22 protein-coding genes are annotated in these 25,922 nt (G+C 58.9%); 12 read left to right on the top strand and 10 right to left on the bottom strand.

Features of this window, described 5'->3' with window-relative positions:
* Position 1: 1 nt before the first annotated feature.
* From JH15_RS13785 to JH15_RS13775, 3 genes are all read left to right on the top strand, one after another.
* Positions 2-1,030, top strand: coding sequence for a glycosyltransferase family 9 protein (locus JH15_RS13785; RefSeq protein ID WP_043531308.1), 1,029 nt, complete (start codon positions 2-4; stop codon positions 1,028-1,030).
* Positions 1,027-1,791 carry a glycosyltransferase family 2 protein gene (locus tag JH15_RS13780; protein ID WP_043531306.1) on the top strand — a complete coding sequence of 255 codons (765 nt, stop codon included), beginning with the start codon at positions 1,027-1,029 and terminating at the stop codon, positions 1,789-1,791. The genes JH15_RS13785 and JH15_RS13780 overlap by 4 nt, the downstream gene beginning before the upstream one ends.
* A gap of 71 nt (positions 1,792-1,862) precedes the next feature.
* Entirely contained in the window at positions 1,863-3,557 is a 1,695-nt protein-coding gene (locus tag JH15_RS13775) for a sulfatase-like hydrolase/transferase (protein ID WP_043531304.1), read from the top strand.
* Here JH15_RS13775 and waaF read toward each other — a convergent pair.
* Together waaF and rfaD are read right to left on the bottom strand one after the other, a co-directional pair.
* Positions 3,554-4,573, bottom strand: a complete 1,020-nt coding sequence (waaF, locus tag JH15_RS13770) for a lipopolysaccharide heptosyltransferase II (protein WP_043531302.1) — start codon at positions 4,571-4,573, stop codon at positions 3,554-3,556. The two genes, JH15_RS13775 and waaF, sit on opposite strands and share 4 nt — an antisense overlap.
* Complete coding sequence (rfaD, locus tag JH15_RS13765) at positions 4,566-5,528, bottom strand: ADP-glyceromanno-heptose 6-epimerase (RefSeq protein ID WP_043531300.1); 963 nt, start codon at positions 5,526-5,528, stop codon at positions 4,566-4,568. The genes waaF and rfaD overlap by 8 nt, the downstream gene beginning before the upstream one ends.
* Positions 5,529-5,662: 134 nt before the next feature.
* Between rfaD and glyQ the strand changes: the two genes are divergently transcribed.
* The 3 genes from glyQ (at position 5,663) to gmhB (ending at position 9,357) form a co-directional block, all read left to right on the top strand.
* The gene (glyQ, locus tag JH15_RS13760) at positions 5,663-6,625 is read left to right on the top strand and encodes a glycine--tRNA ligase subunit alpha (protein ID WP_043531298.1); all 963 of its coding nucleotides are present in this window, start codon (positions 5,663-5,665) and stop codon (positions 6,623-6,625) included.
* A 2-nt stretch (positions 6,626-6,627) separates the two neighbouring features.
* Positions 6,628-8,694 carry a glycine--tRNA ligase subunit beta gene (gene glyS / locus JH15_RS13755; RefSeq protein ID WP_043531295.1) on the top strand — a complete coding sequence of 689 codons (2,067 nt, stop codon included), beginning with the start codon at positions 6,628-6,630 and terminating at the stop codon, positions 8,692-8,694.
* A 111-nt stretch (positions 8,695-8,805) separates the two neighbouring features.
* Positions 8,806-9,357 (top strand): D-glycero-beta-D-manno-heptose 1,7-bisphosphate 7-phosphatase, encoded by a 552-nt coding sequence (gene gmhB, locus JH15_RS13750; protein WP_043531293.1) that lies wholly within the window; start codon positions 8,806-8,808, stop codon positions 9,355-9,357.
* A gap of 170 nt (positions 9,358-9,527) precedes the next feature.
* Here the strand turns inward: gmhB and gyrB are convergent, their stop codons facing one another.
* The 4 genes from gyrB to dnaA form a co-directional block, all read right to left on the bottom strand.
* A complete protein-coding gene (gene gyrB, locus JH15_RS13745; RefSeq protein ID WP_043531291.1) occupies positions 9,528-11,948 on the bottom strand; it encodes a DNA topoisomerase (ATP-hydrolyzing) subunit B in 2,421 nt (806 codons plus the stop codon).
* Between the two features lie 3 nt (positions 11,949-11,951).
* Positions 11,952-13,055, bottom strand: a complete 1,104-nt coding sequence (recF, locus tag JH15_RS13740) for a DNA replication/repair protein RecF (protein WP_043531709.1) — start codon at positions 13,053-13,055, stop codon at positions 11,952-11,954.
* 88 nt (positions 13,056-13,143) lie between these two features.
* Positions 13,144-14,247: a DNA polymerase III subunit beta gene (gene dnaN / locus JH15_RS13735; RefSeq protein WP_043531289.1), complete on the bottom strand. Its 1,104-nt coding sequence runs from the start codon at positions 14,245-14,247 to the stop codon at positions 13,144-13,146.
* 85 nt (positions 14,248-14,332) lie between these two features.
* Positions 14,333-15,817 (bottom strand): chromosomal replication initiator protein DnaA, encoded by a 1,485-nt coding sequence (gene dnaA, locus JH15_RS13730; RefSeq protein WP_043531287.1) that lies wholly within the window; start codon positions 15,815-15,817, stop codon positions 14,333-14,335.
* Positions 15,818-16,348: 531 nt separating this feature from the next.
* Between dnaA and rpmH the strand changes: the two genes are divergently transcribed.
* The 4 genes from rpmH to mnmE all read left to right on the top strand — a co-directional run bounded on the left by rpmH (position 16,349) and on the right by mnmE (position 20,149).
* On the top strand, positions 16,349-16,483 hold the full coding sequence (rpmH, locus tag JH15_RS13725; RefSeq protein ID WP_010626003.1) for a 50S ribosomal protein L34: 135 nt from the start codon (positions 16,349-16,351) through the stop codon (positions 16,481-16,483).
* A 13-nt stretch (positions 16,484-16,496) separates the two neighbouring features.
* Positions 16,497-16,874, top strand: coding sequence for a ribonuclease P protein component (gene rnpA, locus JH15_RS13720; protein WP_156105325.1), 378 nt, complete (start codon positions 16,497-16,499; stop codon positions 16,872-16,874).
* 96 nt (positions 16,875-16,970) lie between these two features.
* Positions 16,971-18,674 (top strand): membrane protein insertase YidC, encoded by a 1,704-nt coding sequence (gene yidC / locus JH15_RS13715; protein ID WP_043531284.1) that lies wholly within the window; start codon positions 16,971-16,973, stop codon positions 18,672-18,674.
* A gap of 101 nt (positions 18,675-18,775) precedes the next feature.
* Positions 18,776-20,149: a tRNA uridine-5-carboxymethylaminomethyl(34) synthesis GTPase MnmE gene (gene mnmE / locus JH15_RS13710; RefSeq protein ID WP_043531282.1), complete on the top strand. Its 1,374-nt coding sequence runs from the start codon at positions 18,776-18,778 to the stop codon at positions 20,147-20,149.
* 12 nt (positions 20,150-20,161) lie between these two features.
* Here mnmE and JH15_RS13705 read toward each other — a convergent pair whose 3' ends face one another.
* From JH15_RS13705 to rdgB, 4 genes are all read right to left on the bottom strand, one after another.
* The gene (locus JH15_RS13705; RefSeq protein WP_043531280.1) at positions 20,162-21,007 is read right to left on the bottom strand and encodes a 23S rRNA (adenine(2030)-N(6))-methyltransferase RlmJ; all 846 of its coding nucleotides are present in this window, start codon (positions 21,005-21,007) and stop codon (positions 20,162-20,164) included.
* Positions 21,008-21,079: 72 nt separating this feature from the next.
* Positions 21,080-21,754, bottom strand: a complete 675-nt coding sequence (locus JH15_RS13700; protein ID WP_043531278.1) for a YiaD family glycine zipper/OmpA-like lipoprotein — start codon at positions 21,752-21,754, stop codon at positions 21,080-21,082.
* Between the two features lie 47 nt (positions 21,755-21,801).
* The gene (gene hemW / locus JH15_RS13695) at positions 21,802-22,968 is read right to left on the bottom strand and encodes a radical SAM family heme chaperone HemW (protein WP_043531276.1); all 1,167 of its coding nucleotides are present in this window, start codon (positions 22,966-22,968) and stop codon (positions 21,802-21,804) included.
* Complete coding sequence (rdgB, locus tag JH15_RS13690) at positions 22,968-23,564, bottom strand: RdgB/HAM1 family non-canonical purine NTP pyrophosphatase (protein WP_043531274.1); 597 nt, start codon at positions 23,562-23,564, stop codon at positions 22,968-22,970. Before rdgB ends, hemW begins: the two co-directional genes overlap by 1 nt.
* A 408-nt stretch (positions 23,565-23,972) precedes the next feature.
* Here rdgB and JH15_RS13685 point away from each other — a divergent pair, with 408 nt between their 5' ends.
* Both JH15_RS13685 and JH15_RS13680 read left to right on the top strand, forming a co-directional pair.
* On the top strand, positions 23,973-24,659 hold the full coding sequence (locus tag JH15_RS13685; protein ID WP_043531272.1) for a LuxR C-terminal-related transcriptional regulator: 687 nt from the start codon (positions 23,973-23,975) through the stop codon (positions 24,657-24,659).
* A gap of 125 nt (positions 24,660-24,784) precedes the next feature.
* The gene (locus tag JH15_RS13680) at positions 24,785-25,459 is read left to right on the top strand and encodes a LuxR C-terminal-related transcriptional regulator (RefSeq protein ID WP_081949035.1); all 675 of its coding nucleotides are present in this window, start codon (positions 24,785-24,787) and stop codon (positions 25,457-25,459) included.
* Positions 25,460-25,922 lie beyond the last annotated feature (463 nt).

The following is a 25,922-nucleotide window of genomic DNA, read 5'->3' as shown; positions in this document are numbered from 1 at the left end:
TATGACGCAACCTCAAGCGCAGCGCATTCTGGTCGTGCGCAACGACAAGCTGGGTGATTTCATGCTGGCCTGGCCGGCACTGGCCTGTCTCAAACAAGCGCACCCCGGCAACCATATCAGTGTGCTGGTGCCAGGTTATACCGCGCCGCTGGCGCGTGCCTGCCCCTGGATCGATGAGGTGATCGTCGACCCGGGCGACAAGACAGAGCGGGCGGTACAACGGGTCTTGCTCGCCCAGCTGCGCCAGGGCAACTACGACGCCTTGTTGACCTTGTATTCGACGCCGCGCATCGGATGGCTGGGGTGGCGGTCTGGCATTCCTCAACGACTGGCCCCGGCGACGAAATGGGCGCAGATATTCTACAACCATCGCATCACCCAGCGCAGGTCGCGCTCCAGGAAGCCCGAATATCGCTATAACCTGGAACTCGCCGGCGCCCTGCTGACTCGGCTTGGTCAGCAACCGCCTGATGACGTGCATCCTCCGTACTGGCCGCTCCCCGAGGGAACCCGTACCGCCCAGCGAGAACGGCTCGCCAAGGAGCTGGGGCTGGACACGGCCAGGCCGTGGGTTTTCGTCCATCGGGGAAGCGGCGGTTCGGCAGTCAACCTGGCCTCACTGCAGTACGCTTCGCTGGCGACCGCCATCGATCGGCGCATGCCGGCCGAGCAACGCCCCATCTGGGTACTCACCGCCGGACCGGGAGAAGAGCCGGGTGCCGAGCGACTTCAGGCCAGCCTGTCCGGCAAGGGACTCGACGCCTATCGTCTCCCGGCACGGGATGGGTTGGAGGATTTCGCCCTGAGCCTGGCGGCAGCCGACCTGTTCATTGCCGGCTCGACAGGCCCACTGCATATTGCCGGTTGCCTGAATGTGCCAACGGCTGGATTTTATCCCGCCAAGCGCTCGTCGCCCTTCACCCCCCCCGCCGATGCCGAGCAGACGGACATGTCGCGTATCGACCTGGGCGTGGCAACTAACGATATTCTTGCTCTCCTCTTATCACAGCCTCGAGAGACACGTTCATGAGTTCGATCAGTGGCATCGTCATCACCCTGAATGAAGCCGAAGGTATCGCTGACTGCATACGGTCTCTACGGCGCGTGTGCGATGAAGTCATCGTCGTGGACTCGCTCAGCCAGGACGATACCGTACGCATCGCCACTGCCGAAGGGGCCCGTGTCATCGAACAGGCCTATCTGGGCGATGGACCTCAAAAGGCCTTCGGTGTGCCTTACGCCAAGAACGATTGGATATTGGCGCTGGATGCCGACGAGCGGCTAGATGACGATGCGATAGCGATCATCGAATCCTTGAGTCTCGACAATGCCTCTGTCGCCTACGGTTTTCGCCGCAAGAATTTCGTGGGTCACCATTGGATCCGTGCCGCCGGCTTCTACCCCGATGCGGTCGTGCGCCTATATAACCGTACCCGGGCAGGCTACGAAGACAGAAAAGCTCACGCTGCGGTCAGCGCCCCGAAGGTCGAGCATACCCAAGGGCATATCCGTCATTTTACGTACGAAAACCTGTCTCATTGGATCCAGCGTATCGACCAGTTATCGACCCGTGATGCCTGGGCCATGAAGGAGCGCGGCGTTCGTCCCTCCGCATACCGTCCCGCCCTGCATGCCCTAACCGCTATCCTTCGCAAGTTGGTCTTCAAGGGCGGCCTGTTTCAGGGAGGCGATGGCATGACCGTGGCCATCACCACGGCTTTCCATGCCTACATGAAATACGCCAAACTCAATGAATTGTACGAAAGTGAAGCAAAAAGACCGGGTGCCTAGACCTATCTGGCCTGCTTCCCACACGCGAAATTGCTAAGCTAGCTATCGATTCACACCAAGTGGCCTCGTCGATGCATTCGTTGTTACGTCATCCCCTGCTTCGCCAGCCACGCTGGTGGGCGCTCGGCTTCCTTGGCCTATGCCTGGGGTATGCCGTCGTGTCGCTGTTCATACTACCCTGGCCTCTGATCATCGGCGTGCTGGCCGTATGGCTGCTTCTGGCCTATCGCTTCCAATGGGGCAACCCACGCCACGCGCGTCCTCCCAAGCGGATCTGGCCCTGGTCGCTCTTGCCGCTGGCCCTGTGGTGGGTCTACCTCTACCTGGCCGATAGCTTCGGTAAGGTCGACCTGGCGGCGATCTTCTTCCATCTCCAGGCGGGCATGACCGACCATGGGGGCGTCAGCCGGATCACCGCAGCGGTGATCTATACGACCTGCGCCGTTCTCAGCCTGGTCGCGTTCACCTGGCTGGTCCGCCATGACCATCGCTGGCGGTTGCTGGAACGCGTATTGGTTCTGGTATTGCTGGCGACCAACCCGTTGTTGTTCGGCATCACACAGCGTGGGGCGGCCATCGTCACCGAGGATGGCAAGTGGCTCGATCGCCGCTACATCGCGCCTCGCATCCTGGAATGGCCGCAAGAGCGACCCAACCTGCTCTATCTCTATCTTGAAAGCATCGAGCGTACCTATGCCGATCGCGCGCGATTTGGCGAAGCCTATGCAGAGCTGGAAGCCATCGGCGAGGACGGCGTGGTGTTCGAGGGGATTCAGCAGCTCGACAATACCGGCTGGACCATGGCCGGGATGATCGCCAGCCAGTGCGGGATTCCATTGATGCCCGCCGGCCTCCTGCACGACCGGCAGTTCGAACCGCTGGATGCAGTCGTCCCGGGCGTCGATTGCCTGGGCGACCTGCTCGATCAGGAAGGCTATTCGCTCACCTACATGGGCGGAGCCAGCACCGAATTTGCCGGCAAGGGGCTGTTCTATCGAGGCCATGGCTTCGATGACGTCTACGGTCGTGAGGCACTGTCGACCCGGATGAGCGATCCAGAATATCTCAATGACTGGGGGCTCTACGACGACACGCTCTTCGACTTCGCCGTGGAAGAGATCCGAAAACTCGATGCAGGTGAGGCACCGTGGGGCTTCTTCGGGCTGACGATTTCCGGCCATGCCCCTTACGGACACCCGGCCCAGCGCTGCCTGGAGCGCCAGGGCGAATTCGACGGCGTGAACATTCTCTACTCGGTCGAGTGTAGCGCCTGGCTGGCCCGCGACCTGCTCAAGCGATTGAAGCGCGAGGGACTGCTCGACAATACCCTGGTGGTGGTCGCAAGCGATCACCTGACCATGAAGGTCTCTGCCTGGGAGCAGCTGATTGCCGGCCCGCGCGAGAATACCTTCATCCTGCTGGGCGAGGACCTCGCACCGGCCCGCATCCAGCGCAAGGCATCGATGCTGGATGTGTTTCCCACCATTCTGGAAGCCATGGGCTATGGCATCGACCAGCACCGTGCCGGCCTGGGGGTTTCGCTGCTCTCGCCGGTACAGACGCTGGTCGAACGCAACGGTATCGAGGAAATCAACCGCCGTCTGCGCGAAGAAAGCGCCTTGCAACAACGCATATGGGATGGACTACAGCCCCAGCGGCGGGCCGAAGAGGAAGCTGAGCCTTCCCGCGAGAGCGCCGTCACTCAACAGGTCACAGAGACACCGGCGGACGCCGCTACGGGGGACAACGTCTCGGAGCTGCCCTAGGCCGCGGTACGAATGGCCCCCAGGACCCGCTCCGGCATCAGGGTATTCAAGCAATTGGTATGCCCCAGCGGGCAGTGGCGCTCGAAGCAGGGGGAGCAGCTGAGCCCCAGGTAGTGGATCTCGGCATTGTCGGTCAGCGGCGGTGTGTAGATGGGCGATGAAGAACCATACAGCGCCTGGATACGTGTTCCCACGGCAGCGGCGACATGCATCAGGCCCGAATCGTTAGTCACGACCTGTCGGCATTCGGCAAGAAGATCGACGGCATCCTCGAGTCGCGTCTTGCCGCACAGGTTAACGACATGCGGAAGCTCCCCTCGAATGGTTTCGCCGGCCATCGCCTCCTTCTTGCCGCCCAGGATGCGGATCTCATAGCCCTCCTCCACTAGCGCGGCGGCGACTCGGTGAAAGAAATCGAGCGGCCACTGCTTGGCCGGACCAAATTCCGCGCCAGGCATCATGCCGATGGCCGGGCGCGACGAGAGCCGGTGGGCCATGCGCAGGTTGACGAGGTTATCCGGATCGACACGCAGCCGCGGCTGGGGAATCGCGAAGTCGCCAACCGAGACCTCCGCCTCAGGTAGCCCCAGCGAGACGAATCGCTTGACGGTCTGGTCAAGCAGCGCCTTGTCGAGCGCGCGACGATCATTGAGCAGTCCCCAGCGCTGCTCTCCGGTAAAACCGCTACGCTGGGGGATACGCGCCAGGAACGGTACCAGCGCCGACTTCCAGGAGCGCGGCAGCACGATGGCACGATCGTAGCGGCCACGCAGCTGGCGGGCCAGCTGATGCCGGTGCGACCAGCCTAGCTGGCCATGCCCGACGTCCAGCGGCACCACCTCCTCGACCTCGTCCATACGCGCCAGGATCGGCTCGGACCACGCCGGTGCCACTACCCCGATGCGGCAAGCCGGGTAGCGCTGCTTGAGCGTGATGAACAAGCTCTGCGCCATGACCATGTCGCCCACCCATGAGGGCCCGACCACCAGGATGCGGGGTGCCGAGGTGTCACCCATGCAACCACTCCAGATAGCGCTGCACGCCTTGGGCAACGGTCATGAACTCTTTCTGATAGCCGGCCTCGCGTAGGCGTGAGATGTCGGCACGGGTATAGCTCTGATAGCGACCCTTGAGCTCTTCGGGAAAATCGATGTACTCGACGTGGCCCCGCCCGTGGTAGGCGATCACGGTGTCGGCTATGGCCTGGAACGGCTCGGCCCGCCCCGTGCCCAGATTGAAGATGCCCGACTGCCCGGGATGATCCAGGAACCACAAGTTGACCTCGACGACATCGCCGACATAAACGAAGTCGCGACTCTGCATGCCGGCCTCAAAGCCTTCCCAGGCACCGAACAGGCGTGGGTTCTCTCCCGCGCTGACCTGGGTGTGGTGATGGTAGGCGACACTAGCCATCTTGCCCTTGTGCTGCTCGCGTGGCCCATACACATTGAAATAGCGAAAGCCCACGACCTGGCTATCGAAAGTGGCCCACCGGGCACGGACATATTGGTCGAAGAGCAGCTTGGAGTAGCCATAGACGTTGAGCGGCTTCTCATACTCCGGCGACTCGACGAACACATCGCTGCCGCCGTAGGTCGCGGCGGACGAGGCATAGAGAAAAGGAATCTTCCTCAATTGGCAGAAGTGCAGCAATACCTTCGAGTATTCGAAGTTATTGTCGAGCATGAACTTGCCATCCCACTCGGTGGTATCCGAGCAGGCGCCCTCGTGGAAGATCGCCTCGATGGGGGGCAACCAGGAGACCGTCCTGTCATCACGCAATTCGGCCTCGGCACGACGGCGGAAGTCGTCCTTGTCCAGGTAATCGCCGAGCGTGCAATCCGCCAGGTTGACGAACTTGGTCCCGTCGCTCAGGTCGTCGACCACCATGACATCCTGATGGCCTCGCGCGTTGAGCGCCTTGACCAGGTTGGCTCCGATAAAGCCGGCGCCGCCTGTGACTACGATCATGTCGGATCCTCTTGTCGGGCGTATGCATCGCAGCCTATCGGTTGCGGATGCATTCCGCCTCGTGCCTATAACCGTCTGACCGGTAATTGTATACTTGGCGGTTCTTGAATTCATGGGCCAACGGTGCTTCACCAATGACACAGTCGACGCCTGACGTGACAACCTTCCAGGGCCTGATCCTCGCCCTGCAACAGTACTGGGCCGAACAGGGGTGCGTGATCTTGCAGCCCCTGGACATGGAAGTCGGGGCCGGCACCTTCCACCCCGCTACCTTCCTGCGTTCCATCGGCCCCGAGACCTGGAATTCCGCCTATGTTCAGCCGTCGCGTCGTCCCACCGACGGCCGCTATGGCGAGAACCCCAACCGCCTGCAGCATTACTATCAGTTCCAGGTCGTCATGAAGCCTTCTCCCAGCGACCTTCAAGCCCTGTATCTGGGCTCGCTGCAGCGCCTGGGCATCGATCCGCTGGTGCATGACATTCGCTTCGTCGAGGACAATTGGGAATCGCCCACGCTGGGTGCCTGGGGCCTGGGTTGGGAAGTCTGGCTCAACGGCATGGAAGTGACCCAGTTTACCTATTTCCAGCAGGCCGGCGGCATCGAATGTTTCCCCGTCACCGGTGAGTTGACCTACGGGCTCGAGCGTATCGCCATGTATCTTCAGGACGTGGACAGTGTCTACGATCTGGTATGGGCCGTGGCACCGGACGGATCCCGCGTCACCTATGGTGATGTCTATCTCCAGAACGAGCGTGAGCAATCGGCGTATAACTTCGAGCATGCCGATGTGCCCGCCCTGTTCGCGTCATTCGATCATCATGAGCAGGAATGCGCCAAGCTGCTCGAGGCGGGGCTCCCGCTTCCTGCCTATGAGATGGTCCTGAAAGCCTCACATACGTTCAACCTGCTTGACGCCCGTCACGCCATTTCGGTGACCGAGAGACAGCGCTATATCCTCCGGGTGCGCACCATGGCACGTGATGTGGCTCACGCCTATTACGAGTCCCGTAAGGCGGCCGGCTTCCCCATGGCGCCCGAAGCGCTGCGCAACCAACTATTGACCGATGCCCCACTTGCCGAACAGGGAGATGCATGAGCATGGCAACGACGACCTTCTTGCTCGAATTGGGTGTCGAGGAGCTGCCCCCCGCCGCTATCGATCCGCTCGCCGATGCCCTGGCCCGCGGCCTCAGCGATGGTCTTAGCGATGCTGATGTCGCCCATGGGGATGTGACGGCCTATGCTACCCCGCGACGCCTGGCCGTGCGAATCGAGGCTCTGTCTGACAAGCAGCCGGATCGTGAGGTAGAGCGCCGCGGGCCCGCACTGGCTGCCGCGTTCAAGGATGGCCAGCCCACCAAGGCCGCAGAAGGCTTTGCCCGCTCCTGTGGCGTCGAGGTCAGCGATCTCATTCATCTCGAGACCGACAAGGGCACTTGGCTCGGCTATCGTGAGCAACAGCAGGGTGAAGCCACTCATCGCCTGCTGCCCGCCATTGCCGACAAGGCTATTTCAGCCCTCCCCATTCCCAAAAATATGCGTTGGGGTGCCTCACGCATCGAGTTTTCACGCCCCGTTCACTGGCTGGTAATGCTGTTGGGCGAAGAGATCGTCGAGACCGAGATTCTGGGACTCGCGTCGGGCCGTGTGACCTATGGCCATCGCTTCCATGCCCCGGCTGCCATCGAGCTTTCACACGCCGATCAATACCTCGAGGCCTTGGAAAACGCCTATGTGCTCGCCGACCGCACACGCCGTCGCGAACGTATCCGCGAGCAGGTGCTAGCCGAAGCCGAGGTCGCCGACGCCACGGCAGTAATCGACGAGACGCTGCTGACCGAGGTCAGTGGCCTGGTGGAGTGGCCGGTCGCCCTGACGGGAAGTTTCGATGAGCGCTTCCTGGACGTACCGCCGGAATGCCTGATTTCGTCGATGAAGGCCAACCAGAAATATTTCCATCTGCTAGATGACCAGGGCAGTCTCAAGCCCCTGTTCATTACCGTAGCCAACATCGAGAGCCATGAGCCGCAGCGCGTCATCGAAGGCAATGAGAAGGTCATCCGTCCTCGCCTTGCCGATGCGGCCTTCTTCTACGAGACCGACCGCAAGACGACGCTCGATGCACGCCGCAAGGGGTTGGCCAATGTGGTCTTCCAGCAGCAGCTGGGTACCCTGGCCGACAAGGCGACTCGCACGGCGGTGGTAGCCAGCCATATCGCCGAGCGCATCGGTGGGGACGTACCCCAGGCAGAGCGTGCCGCACAACTCGCCAAATGCGACCTGGTCACGGAAATGGTCCTGGAGTTCCCGGAGCTCCAAGGCACGATGGGCTATTACTACGCCCAGCAGGACTGTGAGCCGACGGAAGTCGCGCAGGCGTTACACGAGCAATACCTGCCACGCTTTGCCGGCGATGCCATCCCTCAGTCGCGCACGGGCATGGCGCTGGCCCTGGCCGATCGACTGGACACCTTGACGGGCATCTTCGGCATCGGGCAGCGGCCCACCGGCACCAAGGATCCTTTCGCCCTGCGTCGCGCGGCCATCGGCGTGCTCAATATTCTGATCAAGGGCGAGCTGGATCTCGACCTGAGGGACTTGCTGTCACTCGCCGCTGCACAGCATCAAGCCCTGCCCAAGAGTGAGGGCCTTGTCGAGGATGTGCTCGAGTACATGCTGGAGCGTCTGCGTGCCTGGTCCCAGGACGAAGGCATCACCACCGATGTCTACCTGGCGGTTCGCGCCCGCGGCGTCACCAAGCCGCTCGACTTCGCGAACCGTGTCAGGGCGGTAGATAGCTTCTCGCGTCGTGAGGAAGCGGCCGCGCTCGCCGCCGCCAACAAGCGCGTCTCCAATATCCTTGCCAAGCAGCAGCATGATGGGTCGATAACGGTAGATGCTTCACTGTTACATGAGCCAGCCGAAGTCGAATTGGCGGAGTCGCTTATCCGTCGGCGCAGCGAGATCGAGCCCCTGATTCAACAGGCCCGATACAGCGAGGCGCTCGATGTGCTTGCCGGTCTGCGTAGTCCTGTGGACCGCTTCTTCGATGACGTGATGGTCGTCGTCGACGATGAGTCCTTGCGGGCCAACCGACTGTCGCTACTGGCCAGCTTGCAAAGTGCCTTCCTCGAGGTTGCCGATATTTCGGAGCTCCAGCACTGAGCGATATAGGCAGCACTGTGATTGTCTAATGAAGGCCGGCCCTTGTGCCGGCCTTTCTCGTCTATGTTTCACGTGAAACATGACGCCAGCCGTCTTCATGAGAGCCAGCAAATGTTACAAGCCGACAAGCTAGTGATTTTAGATCGCGACGGGGTCATCAATGAAGATTCGGATGCCTATATCAAGTCACTGGCTGAGTGGCATCCCTATCCTAGTGCTATCGAGGGTATCGCTAGGCTGACCAAGGCCGGCTTCACTGTCGCAGTGGCAACGAACCAGTCAGGGATCGCCCGCGGCTATTATGACGAAACGACCCTCGCTGCCATTCACGAAGCCATGCATGAACACGTCAACCAGGCGGGTGGTAAGCTGAGTCACGTTGCTCACTGCCCGCATGGCCCCGATGACGGCTGCACTTGTCGAAAGCCTTTGCCTGGCTTGCTGACAGAAATCCGCGATACCCTGGGCCTGGATTCTCTTGAAGGGAGCTGGATGGTGGGCGATAGCTTACGTGACCTACAAGCCGGCACTGCCGTGGGCTGCCATCCGATTCTGGTCCGTACCGGCAAGGGCAGCAATACCGAGCAGCTGCTTTCGCAGGCGGGTATCGATGCCAGGCGATTCGATGACCTATCAGGCTTTGTCGATTGGTTACTCGGTTGACGCACCAAGTGTTGAGCTATCAGATATGACCGTTCGTCGTATCTGATGCAGATAGCTTGGCTGCTGGTATTCGCAGCAGATAGTACCAAACAAAACGCCAGCCCGAAGGCTGGCGTTTTGTTTGTTCCACGTGAAACATTATTTAGGTGCGAGCACCCTAGAGACGAGCGTTAGACATCCAGATTGGCCACCAGCGCGAAGCGCTCAATGAAGTCTCGTCGCGGCTCGACTTCATCACCCATCAAGGTGTTGAACATCATGTCGGCAGCCACCGCATCCTCGATCGAAACACGCAACATGCGGCGCGTATCGGGATTCATGGTGGTATCCCACAACTGGTCCGGGTTCATTTCTCCAAGACCCTTGTAGCGCTGGATCGAGAAGCCACGCTGCGCTTCCTTCATCAACCACTCGAGCGCTTCGTAGAATGTCGAAACGGGTTGTTGCCTCTCGCCTCTCGCGACATAAGCACCCTCTTCGATCAGCCCGTCCAGCGTCTGCCCAAGCCCGGCGATTGCCCGGTAATCTGCACTGCGGAAGAAATCGACACCCCAGACATAGTCGGTCGACACCCCGTGAGCAGTCAGCACCACGCTGGGCAGATAAACGCCGCGCTCAGCGTCTTCCTGCAATTGGAAGGTATAACGCGGACCGCCTTCATGGGCGATCAGAGCGTCCATATCGCGCTGAAGCTCATCGATCCAGTTCTGCATCGTGACACGGTCCTTGAGGCTCTCTTCGCCTTCAAGCGGGGCCGCATGGACGATCTTGCGTAGCACTTCATTGGGGTACACACGAGACAAACGGTCGATACGGTGCATGACATCCCGGTATTGATCGACCAGCTTCTCAAGATGCTCGCCACTGATGCCCGGTGCATCGGCATTGACGTAGAGTCGCGCCCCATCCAATGCAGTGGTGGTCAGGTAGTTGATCAAGGCTTGTTCATCCTTGAGATAACTTTCCTGCTTGCCACGCTTGATCTTGTAGAGCGGAGGCTGGGCGATGAAGACATGGCCCCGCTCGATCAACTGCGACATCTGACGGAAGAAGAACGTCAGCAGTAGCGTGCGGATGTGCGAGCCATCGACATCGGCGTCGGTCATGATGATGATGGAGTGATAGCGAAGCTTGTCTGGGTTGAACTCTTCGCGGCCGATACCACAGCCCAGCGCGGTAATCAGCGTTCCCACTTCGGCTGACGACAGCATCTTGTCGAAGCGCGCTTTCTCGACATTGAGGATCTTGCCCTTGAGCGGCAGGATGGCCTGAGTACGACGATCACGGCCCTGCTTCGCGCTCCCCCCGGCCGAGTCGCCCTCGACAAGATAGAGCTCTGAGAGGCTGGGATCCTTCTCCTGACAGTCCGCCAGCTTTCCAGGTAAGCCCGCGATATCCAGCGCGCCCTTACGGCGCGTCATGTCACGTGCCTTGCGCGCCGCTTCACGGGCACGTGCCGCTTCCAACATCTTGTTGACGATGGCCTTGGCTTCGTTGGGGCGCTCAACCAGATAATCGCTGAACAAGCGGCCCATTTCCTGCTCGACGGCCGTCTTGACTTCGGACGAGACGAGCTTGTCCTTGGTCTGCGAAGAAAACTTCGGATCGGGTACCTTGACCGAGACGATCGCCGTCAGCCCTTCTCGGGCATCATCGCCAGATGTATTCACCTTGGCCTTCTTGAGCAACCCTTCCGCTTCCACGTAATTGTTCAGTGTGCGGGTCAGCGCGGCACGGAAGCCCGCCAGGTGGGTACCCCCGTCACGCTGAGGTATGTTGTTGGTATAACAGAAAATATTCTCGGAGAACGTATCGTTCCACTGCATCGCCACTTCCACTTCAACACCGTCTTCGCGCTGGGCATTGAAATGGAACACCGGATTGATAGCCGTCTTGTTGGTGTTCAAATGGTCGACGAAGGCCTTGAGACCACCTTCGTAGTGGAACAGCTCTTCCTTGCCGCTGCGCTCATCCAACAAACGAATCGCCACACCGGAGTTCAGAAACGACAACTCACGCAGCCGCTTGGCCAGAATATCGTAATGGAACTCGATATTGGCAAACGTCAGTGGCGAAGGCTTGAAATGAACGCGTGTCCCACTTTTCTCGGTCTTGCCGATAGCGGCCAGTGGCGTATCAGGTACGCCGTGGTGATAAATCTGTTCAAAGACTTCGCCGGCACGCCATATTGTCAGCTTCAATTCCTCTGACAACGCATTGACCACCGAGACGCCCACGCCATGCAGCCCGCCGGAGACCTTGTAGGAGTTGTCATCGAACTTACCGCCGGCGTGCAGCACCGTCATGATGACTTCAGCCGCCGAGACACCCTCACCCTCGTGGAGGTCTGTAGGAATGCCACGCCCGTTATCACTGACCGTAATGGTCTCATCGGGATGGATAACGACGCGGATTTCGCTGCAATGGCCCGCCAGAGCTTCATCGATGGAGTTGTCCACCAGCTCGAACACCATGTGGTGAAGGCCAGTTCCGTCATCGGTGTCGCCGATATACATGCCGGGACGTTTGCGTACTGCATCCAGGCCCTTGAGTACCTTGATGCTCGATGAGTCGTAAGCTTGCTCGCTCATTGACTACTCCGTCGTGAACTCTTTCAGTGTGTCGACCTTCCCATGTTTCACGTGAAACATGGAGACCGACGTATCCGGTTGCCATGATTGCTGCAGCGTTTCCGGGTCAACACTCGTAATAAATACTTGGCAGCGCATCTGCTCAAGCCATCGGCAGAAGACCTGACGATGGTGTGCATCCAGCTCCGCCGGCAAGTCATCGATCAAGTAAACGCAGGTACGTGATGTGCGCTGCTCGAGCAACCGCCCCTGGGCCAGCTTCATCGCACTGACGATCAGTTTCTGCTGGCCACGGGACAAAACCTCTATCGCCGGCCGCTTCCCCACTCGCAGCTTGAGATCGGCACGCTGGGGGCCTTGCTGCGTGAATCCCATCTGACGATCGGAGTCCCGTGACATGCGAAGAATATCATTCAAGTCACGTTGACGGTCCCACCCCCGCGTGTAGCGCAGCGACAGCGATGCCTGAGGCAAAAGCTCGTTCAATGTCTCGTCGAAAATAGGGAGAAAAGCCTCGAAGTAGGCGGCTCGCAGCGTATCGAGCTGTTCGCTCCAATGAGCGAATTCTCCTTCCCAAACGGCAAGTGAACGCTCGTCCATTCTACCATGCCTCAACAAGGCATTCCGATGTTTCAGTGCACGCCTGACGTGCTTCCAGATGGTGAGGAAGTCATGTTTCACGTGAAACACGCCCCAGTCCAGGAATTCACGCCGATGTGAGGGCGACCCCTCGAGTAGGCGAAACGCATCCGGATTGATCAGCTGCAGCGGTAGTGCTTCAACAAGCTGAGAGATGCGGCTGACCCGCTCACCGGCCATGCGCATCTCCATCTCTGATCCTTCTCGCTGACGACGTATACCTAGCGGTATGGGTGGGTCACCCCTTAACCTGGCATGGAGTGTGAGTGTGGCAGCATCATGAGCGATAGCGTGCTTGACTTGTGAGGTTCGAAACGAACGCCCCATACCCAACAAATGGATTCCTTCGAGCAAACTGGTCTTGCCGCTACCATTGGCGCCAACGATCACGTTGATACCCGCGGAGGGTCGCAACTCGACGTGGGACAAGTTACGCAGCCCAATGAAGGTAAGACGATCAAGCACCATCGGCAAGACCACCGGGGGCAACGCAAAGCGATGCCCCCGGGCTCGATACAAAAATGAAGCGAAGGAAGTTCACAGCAAGGGTGCCGACCTATAACCGCATCGGCATGACCACGTACATGGCATCACCGCCACCCGGCTCTTCCAGCAGGGCGCTACTATTGGGGTCAGCCAAGGTCATCTGAACCCGATCTTCGTCCAATACATTGAGGACGTCGATCAGATAGCTGACGTTGAAGCCGATCTCGAGGCTGGCGCCGGTATATTCGATTTCGACATTCTCTTCGGCTTCTTCCTGCTCGGGGTTATTGGCCATCACCTGCAGATTGCCTTCTTCGAGCTGCAGCCTGACGCCACGATACTTCTCATTGGAGAGGATCGAAGTACGCGACAGTACTTGGCGAAGCTGTGCACGCTCGGCGATGAAGACCTTGTCACCGCCACGTGGCACCACGCGCTCGTAGTCAGGGAACTTTCCGTCAACCAATTTGGACGTAAAGGTGAAATCGCCGGTATGTGCGCGGACGTGGCTTGCGCCCAGAGTCAGACTGACGGGCTCATCGCTATCGTCCAGCAGCCTGACCAGCTCAAGGACCCCCTTACGCGGGATAATCAGCTTCTGGGCAGGCTCCACCTCGATATCGGCCGAGCGTGAACAAACCGCAAGGCGGTGGCCGTCCGTTGCCACGGTACGCACAAGATTGGAGCGCAGCTCGAGTAGCATACCGTTCAGGTAGTAGCGCACGTCCTGCTGAGCCATGGCGAACGAGGTCGCATCGATGAGATGCTTGAGCGTGCCACGCGGCAGACTAAGTTCGATGCTGCCCTGAGTGTCTTCGATATTGGGAAACTCGGCGACTGGCAGCGTGGACAGCGTGAACCGGGAACGACCGCTACGCAGCACCGCACGCCCCTCTTCCAGGGCGAAGGTGATTTCCGACTGATCCGGTAGCGACTTGCAGATATCCATCAACTTGCGCGCCGGCACGGTAGCGGCACCCTGCTCTTCCACCTGACTCGGCATGGTGCGGCCGATCAGCTCCACTTCTAGGTCCGTGCCGGTGAGGGACAACCCTTCCTCACGAACATCCAGCAGGACGTTGGACAACACCGGCAGTGTCTGGCGACGTTCTACGACACCCGCCACCAGCGCCAGGGGACGCAGCAGGGCTTCGCGGGAAATGGAAAATTTCATTGGGGCTCCACTCTATGTCCTGAGTTCGATGTTGTCCGAATAGGCTACATTCTAGCGTGTTGTCGGCGGGCCTTCAGGGCTTCCGCTAACTGGTCAGCAAACGAAGAAGATTCTTGTAATCCTCTCTGATATCCGCGCTCTCTTCCTGCAAGGAAACCACCTTGCGGCAGGCATGCAGGACCGTCGTATGATCCCGCCCGCCAAACGCGTCCCCGATCTCGGGCAAGCTGTGATTGGTCAACTCCTTGGCCAACGCCATCGCCACCTGGCGAGGGCGCGCCACCGAACGGGAACGCCGCTTCGAAAGAAGATCGGATAACTTGATCTTGTAGTACTCCGCCACGGTGCGCTGGATGTTGTCTACACCGACTTGCTTGTCCTGTAACGCCAACAGATCCTTCAACGACTCGCGGATAAAATCCTGGGTGATCGGCTTGCCCATGAAATGGGAGTCGGCGATGACCTTCTTCAAGGCTCCTTCGAGTTCACGCACGTTGGACCGGATCTTCTGAGCGATAAAGAATGCCGCATCGTGAGGAAGATCGACCTTTGCCTGGTCGGCTTTCTTCATGAGAATCGCAACCCGGGTTTCGAGCTCAGGAGGCTCGATGGCCACGGTAAGGCCCCAGCCGAATCGCGACTTCAACCGCTCTTCCACCCCGCTAATTTCCTTGGGGTAACGATCGGAGGTCAGGATCATTTGCTGACCGCCCTCCAGCAACGCATTGAACGTGTGGAAGAATTCTTCCTGCGAACGCTCCTTGCCGGCAAAAAACTGGATATCGTCGATCAGCAGCGCATCGACGCTCCGATAAAAGCGCTTGAAGTCATTGATGGCGTTGAGCTGCAGGGCCTTGACCATGTCGGCGACGAAGCGCTCGGAGTGCAGGTAGATCACCTTGGCATTTTCACGCCGCCCCGCCAATTGATTACCGACGGCATGCATCAGGTGTGTCTTGCCCAGCCCCACGCCTCCATAGAGGAAGAGAGGATTGTACGCCCCGCCCGGGTTCTCGGAGACCTGGCGAGAAGCGGCACGGGCCAGTTGGTTCGATTTACCCTCGACGAACGTTTCGAAGGTGAAGTTGGGGTTCAGCCCGCTTTGATGCTTCAGACTGCCTTCAACCTGCACCTGTCGCTCATTGCCCGCGGGCCGGGTCGCTGTGTTTCCGCGCCCGCCTTCTTCGCGTAACTGGTCGATTTCCCGCTCATCACGATACTCACTGCGTGGCGTGGTCCTGACGGCAGGAGCCTGGGGAGGCTGACGGGGACTGGCCGAGACTGGATCGCCCAACTCCCGGGGCTGGGGAGGCGACGCGACCCGGCGGCTGCCCACACTGATGGAGACCTTGGGCGGCTTGGCAGGGGACAACTCACGCATCAACTCATTGATTCGCTTGGCATACTTGTCATTGACCCAATCCCTGACGAAGCGATTGGGCGCCAGCAAGCAGAGTTCATTGGCATCACCCTCCTCCGCTTGTAACGGACGGATCCAGGTATTGAACTGCTGTGAATTCAGCTCGTCCTGCAGGTAATCCAGACATTGTTGCCAAAGAGCGACCGACACGCGACCTCACATCCCGTTAACGAGTGACCGGCCATTGTATCGCCCATGGCTTGGGTTATCCACATAGGTAGGCACACCGGAGCGTTCTGTGGAAAAGCTGTGTCTTTCTTGCTTGAAGGATGGGAATAACCGGGTCAAAAAATGCCATAGGCTCGTCCGCATGACAGCGGCCCATGACGAAACGGCCAGTGAACCCAGAACCTTCCCTCAGGTTGCCCACAGCTAATATATCAATATAACTTACTGAAAAATAACTATATAAGTAACTTATCCCCAAAATGGGTCCACAGGTTTAATAACACAAATCTATAAAAAGTGTCTCCAGCTGAAGGTAACGCCTGTGAGTCGGTCAACCTCGCGCACGCGTTGGCCGCGCAAGAAGATGACGATAGCGCGAGGAAAAATTGCACACGACCCACGAATTCTCTAGAATTCCCGGTCTTGAGCCGAATCCCCCCGGGTTCCCTAGGGAGCCAGGGCGCCTCTTACATCGAAGTACCAGTTCAATTAATCACGTGGGAATCAATCGTTATGAAACGCACTTTTCAACCTAGCGTTCTCAAGCGCAAGCGCGTGCATGGCTTCCGTGCTCGCATGGCCACCAAGAACGGCCGTGCCGTTCTGGCTCGCCGCCGCGCCAAGGGTCGCAAGCGTCTGAGCGCCTGATCTCGGATTGCGTGTGTCCTGTCAGGCCTTCCCCCGTGACCGCCGATTGCTGGTCGCTGGGGAATACCGACGCGTTTTCGACCAGGCTGCCTTCAAGGTTCATGGGAAAGGGTTGCTGGCCTTGGCGTGCGGCAACGGCTTGGACCACCCGCGAGTCGGATTGGTATTCAGCAAGAAGAACGTGAAGCGAGCGGTAGACAGAAACCGCATCAAGCGCCTCGTTCGCGAATCCTTCCGCCTCCAGCAGCATCGCCTCCCCGCTGTGGACATCATTGTCCTATCCCGGCGTGGCGTACAGGAAATCGACAACGACACCCTGCATCGCCAGCTCTACGGCATGTGGCGGCGTCTGGATAAGGACGTTCGCAAGCAGTCGGGCAACACCCCCTGACGGGACCACTCAGCCTGCCTCGGCAGGCTTTCGTGTGCCTAATGCTCACCCACTTCGCCGTCAGATAGATCACTACCCACCGGGCAGGCTCTCCTCATGGACGTAAAACGACTTTTGCTAGTGATTCCCCTTGCCGTGCTGGCTTATCTGCTGGTCGTGCAATGGAATCAGGATTACGGTCAGGTTGCACCGCAACCCGACGCCCCGGCACTGACCTCTCGCAGCGACTCCAGTAGCCCCCAGACCGACGGAGCTCAGGAAGAAGGCCTGACGGTTCCTCAGGGCTCGACAGCCGGCAACGGCAGCGTCGATCAGGACCTTCCCGGCGAGACAGGCAGCAGCGCCGCCAATACCCGCGATCTGATTGCCGTTACCACTGATGTCCTGGATATCCGGATCGATCCGCAAGGCGGCGATATCGTCTATGCGGCCCTGCCCAAGCATGAGCTCACGCTGGATTCCGACCGTCCCTTCGTTCTTCTCTCGGACAATGCGACACGTAGCTACGTGGCAAAGTCAGGCCTCCAGCTCGAAGGCCACCAAGGGCGGATCGCCTTCACGCCCGAGAGCAATGAATACCGTCTCGCAGAGGGCGAAGACACCTTGGTCGTCGACCTCTCAGCCGATGTCAATGGTGTCGGGGTCATCAAGCGCTTCGCCTTCAATCGTGATGAATATGCCGTCGACGTGAGTTACCACCTGGCCAATCAGCGCGAAGAGCCAGTGACTGCGCGCTTCATCGGTCAGTTGGCCCGGGACGATAGCCCTGACCCCACCAGTGGCGTGGCAATGGGCATGAAGTCGTATCTGGGGGCCGCGTATTCCACCGCGGAATCACGCTACGAGAAGGTCGATTTCGAAGATATCCAGAACGGCAACTTCAATAATCTGGACACTCAGGGGGGCTGGGTAGCCATTATCCAGCACTACTTTGCCTCCGCCTGGGCTCCGCCGCAGGGCCAGCAGAACCTGTACTATGCGACCACCGATTCTCGTAATCGCAATGTAGCGGCGTTTGCCGGTGCGCCACAGACCATCGCCGCCGACGGTGAAGCGACCCTCGCAGCCACCCTGTATGTAGGTCCCAAGATCCAGGAACGCATGGAAGCCGTGGCGCCGAACCTCAATCTGACGGTCGATTTCGGCTGGCTATGGTTCCTGGCGAATCCGCTGTTCTGGCTTCTCGACAACATCCACGACATCGTCGGCAACTGGGGCTGGTCGATCGTGCTGCTCACGGTGCTGGTCAAGCTTGCCTTGTGGCCGCTCTCCGCCAAGGCCTATAAGTCCATGGCTCGCATGCGCAAACTCGGGCCCGAGATGCAGCGCCTCAAGGAACAGTACGGCAGCGACCGCCAGAAGATGTCCCAGGAGATGATGAAGTTCTACCAGAAGGAGAAGATCAATCCTCTGGGAGGCTGTCTGCCCATCGTGATCCAGATGCCGGTTTTCATCGCCCTGTACTGGATGCTGCTGGAGTCGGTCGAACTGCGTCATGCGCCGTTCATGTTCTGGATCGAGGACCTGTCGGTAAAGGATCCGTATTTCATCCTGCCGATCCTGATGGGCGCATCGATGTTCGTTCAGCAGTTGTTGAACCCAACGCCCCCCGATCCCATGCAGGCCAAGATCATGCGCATGCTGCCGATCGTATTCACGTTCTTCTTCCTGTGGTTCCCGGCGGGCCTGGTGATCTACTGGGTCGTCAACAACGTGATCTCGATCATCCAGCAGTACACCATTACACGCAGGATCGAGAACGACCCGAGTGTCGGCAAGGGCGTAAAGACCAAGAGCTAGCCCTAGGCTGATACCCCGTCCCATCCAGACCCCCGCCTTGCGGGGGTCTGGCGTTTTTGATCCTGTCTCGGGACAATAACGGCTTAGCCGAGGAAACCGCCATGCGCCAGAGCCCCCTCTATACCCAGGATACGATCGCTGCCTTGGCCACCCCACCAGGACGAGGCGGGGTCGGTATCGTACGCGTCTCTGGACCTGCGAGTCGCGATATCGCTGTCGCCATGCTTGGCCATTGCCCTTCGCCGAGAATGGCCCATTACGGACCCTTCCACGGCCTGGACGGACCGATCGACGAAGGTATCGCACTCTTCTTTCAGGGCCCCCACTCGTTCACGGGTGAGGATGTGCTCGAGCTCCAGGGACATGGGGGGCCGGTGATCATGGACCTGTTGCTCGAGCGTTGCGTCCAGCTTGGGGCACGACTGGCTCGTCCGGGCGAGTATTCCGAGCGAGCTTTCCTCAACGACAAGCTCGACCTGGCACAGGCAGAGGCGATTGCCGACCTGATTGAGGCAAGCTCTCGTACGGCCGCCGAGAATGCCCTGCGTTCACTGCAAGGAGAATTTTCTCGGCGTGTTGCCTCCCTGGTCGAACGCCTGATCGAGTTGCGCATCTATGTAGAGGCAGCCATCGATTTTCCCGAAGAGGAGATCGATTTCCTGGCCGATGGCAGGGTTGCTGACATGCTAACCAAAGTGGGCGAAGAACTGGCCCAAGTTCGCGTTGCAGCAGGCCAGGGAGCATTGATGCGCGAAGGGTTGAGCGTGGTCATTGCCGGACGGCCCAACGCCGGCAAGTCGAGCTTGCTCAATGCCCTGACCGAACAGGACACCGCGATCGTCACGGATATCGAAGGCACCACCCGCGATGTGCTGCGTGAGCATATCCATATCGATGGCATGCCTTTGCATGTGATCGATACCGCCGGCCTGCGAGATACACCCGATGCCGTGGAGAAAATCGGCGTTGCCCGGGCCTGGGCGGAAATCGAGAAAGCCGATCGCGTCCTACTGCTGGTCGATGCCAATGCCTCCGAAGCCACTGATCCCATGGCCATCTGGCCCGAGTTCGTGGCCCGCCTGGGCGATGCCGCCCGACTCACTTTGGTGCGCAACAAGATCGATACCAGCCAGGAAGTCGCGGGACTGGACTCGAACACCAGCCCACCCATCGTGCGTCTTTCCGCCTTGACCGGCGAGGGTCTGGATCACCTCAAGGCGCACCTGAAAGCGGTGATGGGCTATACCGCCACGCCGGAGGGCCGGTTTTCGGCCCGGCGACGTCATCTGGACGCCCTCGACCGGGCGGGACAGGCCCTGGCACATGGGGAAGCCCAGCTCAGCGGCTTCGGTGCGGGGGAGCTGCTCGCCGAGGACCTGCGCGAAGCCCAACAGGCGCTGGGGGAAATCACCGGTGAATTCAGTGCCGATGATCTGTTGGGCGAGATTTTCTCGAGTTTCTGTATCGGCAAGTAGGGCAGAGCCGCCTCACTCACCCACCCACCAGTCGCTGAAGTGCTCCGACGCGCTGCCCAGCAGGGGCGTCAAGTGCTGCATGGCCTCGGTCAAGGCCTCGCCCAGCCCCCATGGGGGGTTGAGCACCAGCATGCCGCTACCGTACATGCCATGGCTCTCCTGCGGTTGGCCTCGCTTCAGCTCACTGCGCCATAGCTTTTTTATTCCCTGGTCCCGCAGTGATTCGAGTAATTGGTGATGGCGACCCGCCGGCAGTAACGGATACCAGACGAGTACGATCGCGTGGCGCGCCTTTTGGGCCACGAACGCCACCAGGTCCGCGACCTCTTGATATTCCTCCTTGCGCTCGTAGCTGGGATCGATGAGCACCGCCAAACGGGGGGTGGCGACGGGTAACATGCGTCTCAAGCCGCTCATGCCATCACCGTGCACGTGCCGGGTATTGGCAGCGTGCGTCTGATCCTCGAGATGACGATGCTCGCCAGGATGCAGTTCGAACAGGCTCAGCCGATCCTGTTTCCTCAGGCTCGTGGCCAACCACCAGGGCGAACCGGGATAGACGCTCAAGTCGGCTTCAGGCTGGGCACTGGCCAGCCGTCCCAGCCACTCGGATAGCCATGTGTCCTGTTCAGACAGGGCCGAGCGTGCCAACCATACGGGGAGAATACCGCTGCGGTATTCCATGAGCTTACGGGTCTCTTGCGCAGCCAACGGATAGCTTCCCCGGCCCGCATGCGTATCGACATACGTAATGGCCGATTCTTTACGTAACAGAAGCTGCGTAGCGATGTGAAGCGTCAGGTGCTTGTGCACATCGGCAAAATTGCCGGCATGGTAAGCGTGCTGATAGGCGAGCATGGGTCCAATCCAACCAAAAGACCCGCAGGCTCGGCCCACGGGTCGTGAATAGCAGAAACAACGCTCGGCGGGTTAGCCTTGCTGCTGCATCGGTGTCAGCGTGATCTCGACACGACGGTTCTGGGCGCGGCCTTGCTCGGTGTCGTTACTGGCTACCGGTTGGCTGAATCCATAGCCTCGCATGCTCAAACGCTGTCGCTGTACCCCGTTCTGCATGAGATAGGTGCCCACGGTCTCGGCGCGGCGCTCGGACAGACGCTGATTGTAATCGGCTGCACCGGTGCTGTCGGTGTGACCGGCGATGTTGACCGTTGTCTCGGGATACTCGGTCAACACCATGGCAACATCGTTCAACGCGCTACGTGCGCTGGGGGTGAGTTCGCTGGAATCGAAACCGAAGGTCACGCTGCTGGGCATGTTGAGCACGATTTCATCGCCCTGACGGTCGACTTCGATCCCGGTTCCCTGCATGCGCTCGCGCAACTGCTGTTCCTGGCGATCCATATAGGCACCGATACCGCCACCGGCCGCGGCCCCTACGGCCGCACCGATCAAGGCCCGGTCACGTCGGCTGGTAGAGCCTTCCCCTGTGAGAACCCCTGTGGCGGCACCGATGGCAGCACCGATACCGGCACCGGTAAGGGTCTTGTTGCGCTGGGTTTCCCCACCGTAGGGATCGCTGGTGGCACAGCCGGCAACAAACACAACAGCGGCCAGCGGCGTGAACAGGCGATGGATTCTACGCATGGATGACTGACTCCTTTCATACATCGATATGGGACCTGACCATGTAGCTAGTCATTACTAAGCATGGCCAGGAGCTCGTTCAAGAATAGTAGACCCTGGGGCGTGGCTTTAAGTTGCTGCGCATCGTCCACCAACAGGCCCTTTTGTTGTGCCTCGACCAGCCGTTTTTCCAGCAGTGCGGGATGGCGGCCGGTATGCGCCTGCCATTGCGCGAAGGGCACTCCGTCGACCAGGCGTAGGGCATTCATGGCGAATTCCAGCGGAAGCTCATCGTCGTCGACGTCAGCCTGGCCACCGATGAATCCCTGGGGATCGTTTCGACGGCGCAGATAGGCTTCGGGCTGACGACTCTTCCAGCGCCGCTCGATACGTAGGCGCCCTGCCTCATCAGGCCAACTGACCTTGCCGTGTGCGCCCGCGCCAATGCCCAGGTAATCGCCGAAACCCCAATAATTGAGATTGTGTCGCGACTCTCGGCCCGGGCGAGCATAGGCCGATATCTCGTAGCGCCGGAGCCCGGCACGAGCCAGGCGCGCCTCACCCGCATCCTGTATGTCCCACAGGATATCATCCTCGGGTAGTTCAGGAGGATGGGAGTGAAATTCGGTATTGGGCTCCAGCGTCAGTTGATACCAGGAGAGATGCTCGGGCGAAAGGGCCAGCGCTGCATCCAGATCCGCCAGCGCAGATTCGAGATTCTGACCGGGCAGACCATGCATGAGGTCGATATTGATGTTGTCGAAGCCTGCCTCACGGGCGCTCGAGACGGCACGGTATGCTTCATCGGCCCCATGAATGCGCCCCAGTGCCTGGAGCTGTTCAGCCTGGAAACTCTGCACACCCAGCGACAAGCGGTTGATGCCGGCACGGCGATAACCCTCAAACCGGCCTTGCTCCACGGTTCCGGGATTGGCCTCGAGTGTGATTTCCGCATCCTTGGCCAGGGAAAGGCGAGCGCGCAAGGCGGCGAACAGATGGTGATAGAACGCGGGAGACATCAAGCTGGGGGTCCCACCGCCGATGAAAACGCTACGCACGGGGCGGGATTGGGCCAAGGGCAAGTCATCGTCCAGATCGGCGATGAGCGCCTCGAGATAGGCCTGCTCGGGTAACTCGGCTCCCCTGCCTACACCGTGTGAGTTGAAATCGCAGTAAGGGCACTTGCGCACGCACCAGGGCACATGAATATACAGCGCCAGCGGAGGAAGTGTCATCAGCTCAACTGCTCGACCAGTGCACGCATGGCACGACCGCGATGGCTGTAGCGATTCTTGTCGGCAGCAGAAAGCTGCGCCGCAGTCATGCCATGCTCGGGCAACCAGAACAAGGGGTCATAGCCAAAGCCGCCCTCGCCCCTGGGTTGGTCAAGAATGACGCCGTCCCAGTATTGCTGAATGATCAGTGGCACCGGATCCTCAGCATGTCTCATATACACCAGTACGCACCAGTAACGCGCCGTGCGCCGGGTCTGAGGCAGTCCACTCAACGCGTCCAGGAGTTTCCGGTTATTGGCCTCATCACTCTTGGGTTCACCGGCGTAGCGCGCCGAGTAGATGCCGGGCGCCCCGCCCAGGGCATCGACGGCGAGGCCCGAATCATCGGCCAGGACAGGCAAGCCACTGACACGGCAGGCCTCACGCGCCTTGAGCAAGGCGTTCTCGATAAAGGTCAGCCCGGTTTCTTCCACCTCGGAAACGTTGAATTCGGACTGAGGACGAACGCTGAAGCCTAGCGGAACCAGAAGCGACTCGAACTCACGCAGCTTACCGGCATTGCCGCTTGCCAAGACGACGGATTGGCTGGATTTCATGATCGACTCCGCTTAGTAGGACCGCCATTCTAGCTTGGCGCGCCATGTCGACAACCCCTGGGAGCATGAGGACGGGGGCCGGGGATGTCTCAACTGGTGTATAAGTATTAGATAACAACTATGAGATCGGTTACGAGCCCTCCGCAAAAATCAGCAAGCAGTATGGACCGAGATGATTCATTCGCCTTCGCTACTATGTAAGCACTTGTATTAATTACACTTTTTCAGATAGATGAGCAGCCATTTTCAGGCGATTGATGAGCCTGAACGGGTGAGATGGACTCATTCCGAATGCTTCAGTGTGTAACTAAACTTTACAAATTGGGAATCTGGGTCAAACCTATGGACAGCTGCATGTCAGCCAGAAATCATAAAAAGTAAGGATACAAGGACAGGGGACGAGGGATCATGAGCCAAGGAAAAGGGATGGTACTGCTGGTAACGGATAAAAACCCGCAGTCCCAACTATTTATCGATTACATCCAAGCGCAGTTGGATTGTCCGGTGGAGACCGTTTCACCCCAAGGGGATTTCGACGTCAGCCGGGGAGAAAAAATAGTGCTCCTGCTCGATGCCGATCATGTCGATGACGACTCGATGCAGGCATGGCAAGCCAAGGTCGTCGATCATGAACGCGTCGCCCTGGCAGCGTTCAATCTTCGCGACGAAGACCATTCAGCCGATGTGCTCGCCACCATGCATCTCCAAGGCGTGTTTTACCGTAGCGATGAGCTTCCGTTGATCTGCAAGGGAATCAGTAAGCTCATGGAAGGCGACCTGTGGATGTCTAGGACGCTGATGACGCGCCTGATCGATTTTTACCGTCGCCAGCAGCGAAATGCCTACCGGCCGGTATGTGGCCTCACCCACCGCGAACTGGAAATCATCGGCTTGCTGGGTTCCGGTGCCTCCAATAATGAAATCGCCGAGCGGCTGTTCGTCAGTGAGCACACCGTCAAGTCCCATTTATATAATATTTTCCGCAAGATCAAGGTGCACAACCGCATCCAGGCCATGAACTGGGCACGGCAGAATCTCGTCACGATTCCTCCGAGTCTGGGTCGCTCTCAACAACGCAGCAAAGAGCGGTTTTGACAAACCAAACGGTTTAAAGAAAACGAGGGTAAGCGAAGAACGATCACGGGGAGCTTATTGCTGCCCGTGAAGCGTCCCCGACCTCGCTTCGAATACATCCACACCAATATTGAGAGATTGACATCGTGAACTCTGACAACGTGGTATTACTCGTCACCGCCAACAATCCTCAAACACAACTTTTCATTGAGTACCTGAAAGAAAAGCTGGCCATCGAGATAGAGGTCCTGTCTCCAGAGCAGAAGGATTACCCCCTCGCCGATAAAACCGGCGTCTTGCTCATCGATACCGACCATATCCATGAAGAATCGCTACAGGCCTGGCATGAGGCGGCACGCTCTCATGCCGCGTTGCGCATCGCGCTGCTGAACGTCAAGGGTGAAGCCCAAGCCTTGGCATCCTTGGGCAAGCTTCCCCTGCATGGCGTATTCTACCGCAACGACTCCCTGCCGCTGATATGCAAGGGGATTCGTTCCCTCTTCGAGGGTGACTTGTGGATGTCCCGCTCCTTGATGACGCGCATGATCGATGTTTATAGGCAACAACAGCTCAATGCATACCGACCGGCCTGTGGCTTGACTCAACGTGAAGTCGAACTCATCGGGCTGCTGGGGATGGGCGAATCCAATACACAAATTGCCAGCAGGTTGTTCGTCAGTGAACATACGGTCAAGTCGCATCTCTATAACATTTTCAAGAAAATCAATGTAAGAAACCGCATTCAGGCGATGAACTGGGCACAGGAAAACCTTAGCGGCCTTCCACCCATGGTGCGTCACCGCCATGCGAGCCGTTCATGATAATTGCCAAACGGCTTAACCACCCCCTCGAGAGCTAATGAGCGAGCGCTGGAGTCTGAGTGACTCTCGCGCCTCGCCTTAGGCGACACAGGCCTCGACCCGCTGGGCCAAGGCTCCGTGGAATGGCGCGCGCGGCTTGCTTGGGCAAGCATCATCATTATCGAGTCTGAAGCGCTAGCGAGACCCGGCATACCACTCGGAGTCATGTCTACACGATTTAACCCAAATTTCGTTATTTAGTAAAACAACTGTCTTAAAAACGTATAACTGTTTAGCAGTGAGCAGAATATTAGTCTAAATAATACTTTTTAATCGATAGACACTCAGCACAATCAGCCGTTAAAAATTAAAATATACCCCTTTTCAAAACCATGCTTTATTCGCATAGCGACTATGCCCGAGAGTGCCGAGAATGCACGCATAAAAGTAGGCTTAAGAAGTTTATCGCCTATGCACTTTACTT

This window comes from Litchfieldella xinjiangensis, from assembly GCF_000759345.1.
GTDB classification, from domain to species: domain Bacteria; phylum Pseudomonadota; class Gammaproteobacteria; order Pseudomonadales; family Halomonadaceae; genus Litchfieldella_A; species Litchfieldella_A xinjiangensis.
Note: the sequence above shows the minus strand (reverse complement) of the source record. Positions and strands in the feature narration are given on the sequence as shown.

Coding starts and splice junctions, on each gene's coding strand:
- rpmH (WP_010626003.1), top strand. CDS start 16,349: ATGAAACGCACTTTTCAACCTAGCGTTCTCAAGCGCAAGCGCGTGCAT.
- yidC (WP_043531284.1), top strand. CDS start 16,971: ATGGACGTAAAACGACTTTTGCTAGTGATTCCCCTTGCCGTGCTGGCT.
- rfaD (WP_043531300.1), bottom strand. CDS start 5,528: ATGATCGTAGTCACAGGCGGCGCCGGCTTTATCGGAGCCAACCTGGTC.
- rdgB (WP_043531274.1), bottom strand. CDS start 23,564: ATGAAATCCAGCCAATCCGTCGTCTTGGCAAGCGGCAATGCCGGTAAG.
- JH15_RS13785 (WP_043531308.1), top strand. CDS start 2: ATGACGCAACCTCAAGCGCAGCGCATTCTGGTCGTGCGCAACGACAAG.
- JH15_RS13705 (WP_043531280.1), bottom strand. CDS start 21,007: ATGCTCGCCTATCAGCACGCTTACCATGCCGGCAATTTTGCCGATGTG.
- glyQ (WP_043531298.1), top strand. CDS start 5,663: ATGACACAGTCGACGCCTGACGTGACAACCTTCCAGGGCCTGATCCTC.
- waaF (WP_043531302.1), bottom strand. CDS start 4,573: ATGGGTGACACCTCGGCACCCCGCATCCTGGTGGTCGGGCCCTCATGG.
- recF (WP_043531709.1), bottom strand. CDS start 13,055: ATGGTGCTTGATCGTCTTACCTTCATTGGGCTGCGTAACTTGTCCCAC.
- mnmE (WP_043531282.1), top strand. CDS start 18,776: ATGCGCCAGAGCCCCCTCTATACCCAGGATACGATCGCTGCCTTGGCC.
- gyrB (WP_043531291.1), bottom strand. CDS start 11,948: ATGAGCGAGCAAGCTTACGACTCATCGAGCATCAAGGTACTCAAGGGC.
- gmhB (WP_043531293.1), top strand. CDS start 8,806: ATGTTACAAGCCGACAAGCTAGTGATTTTAGATCGCGACGGGGTCATC.
- JH15_RS13775 (WP_043531304.1), top strand. CDS start 1,863: ATGCATTCGTTGTTACGTCATCCCCTGCTTCGCCAGCCACGCTGGTGG.
- JH15_RS13700 (WP_043531278.1), bottom strand. CDS start 21,754: ATGCGTAGAATCCATCGCCTGTTCACGCCGCTGGCCGCTGTTGTGTTT.
- JH15_RS13685 (WP_043531272.1), top strand. CDS start 23,973: ATGAGCCAAGGAAAAGGGATGGTACTGCTGGTAACGGATAAAAACCCG.
- hemW (WP_043531276.1), bottom strand. CDS start 22,968: ATGACACTTCCTCCGCTGGCGCTGTATATTCATGTGCCCTGGTGCGTG.
- glyS (WP_043531295.1), top strand. CDS start 6,628: ATGGCAACGACGACCTTCTTGCTCGAATTGGGTGTCGAGGAGCTGCCC.
- JH15_RS13780 (WP_043531306.1), top strand. CDS start 1,027: ATGAGTTCGATCAGTGGCATCGTCATCACCCTGAATGAAGCCGAAGGT.
- dnaN (WP_043531289.1), bottom strand. CDS start 14,247: ATGAAATTTTCCATTTCCCGCGAAGCCCTGCTGCGTCCCCTGGCGCTG.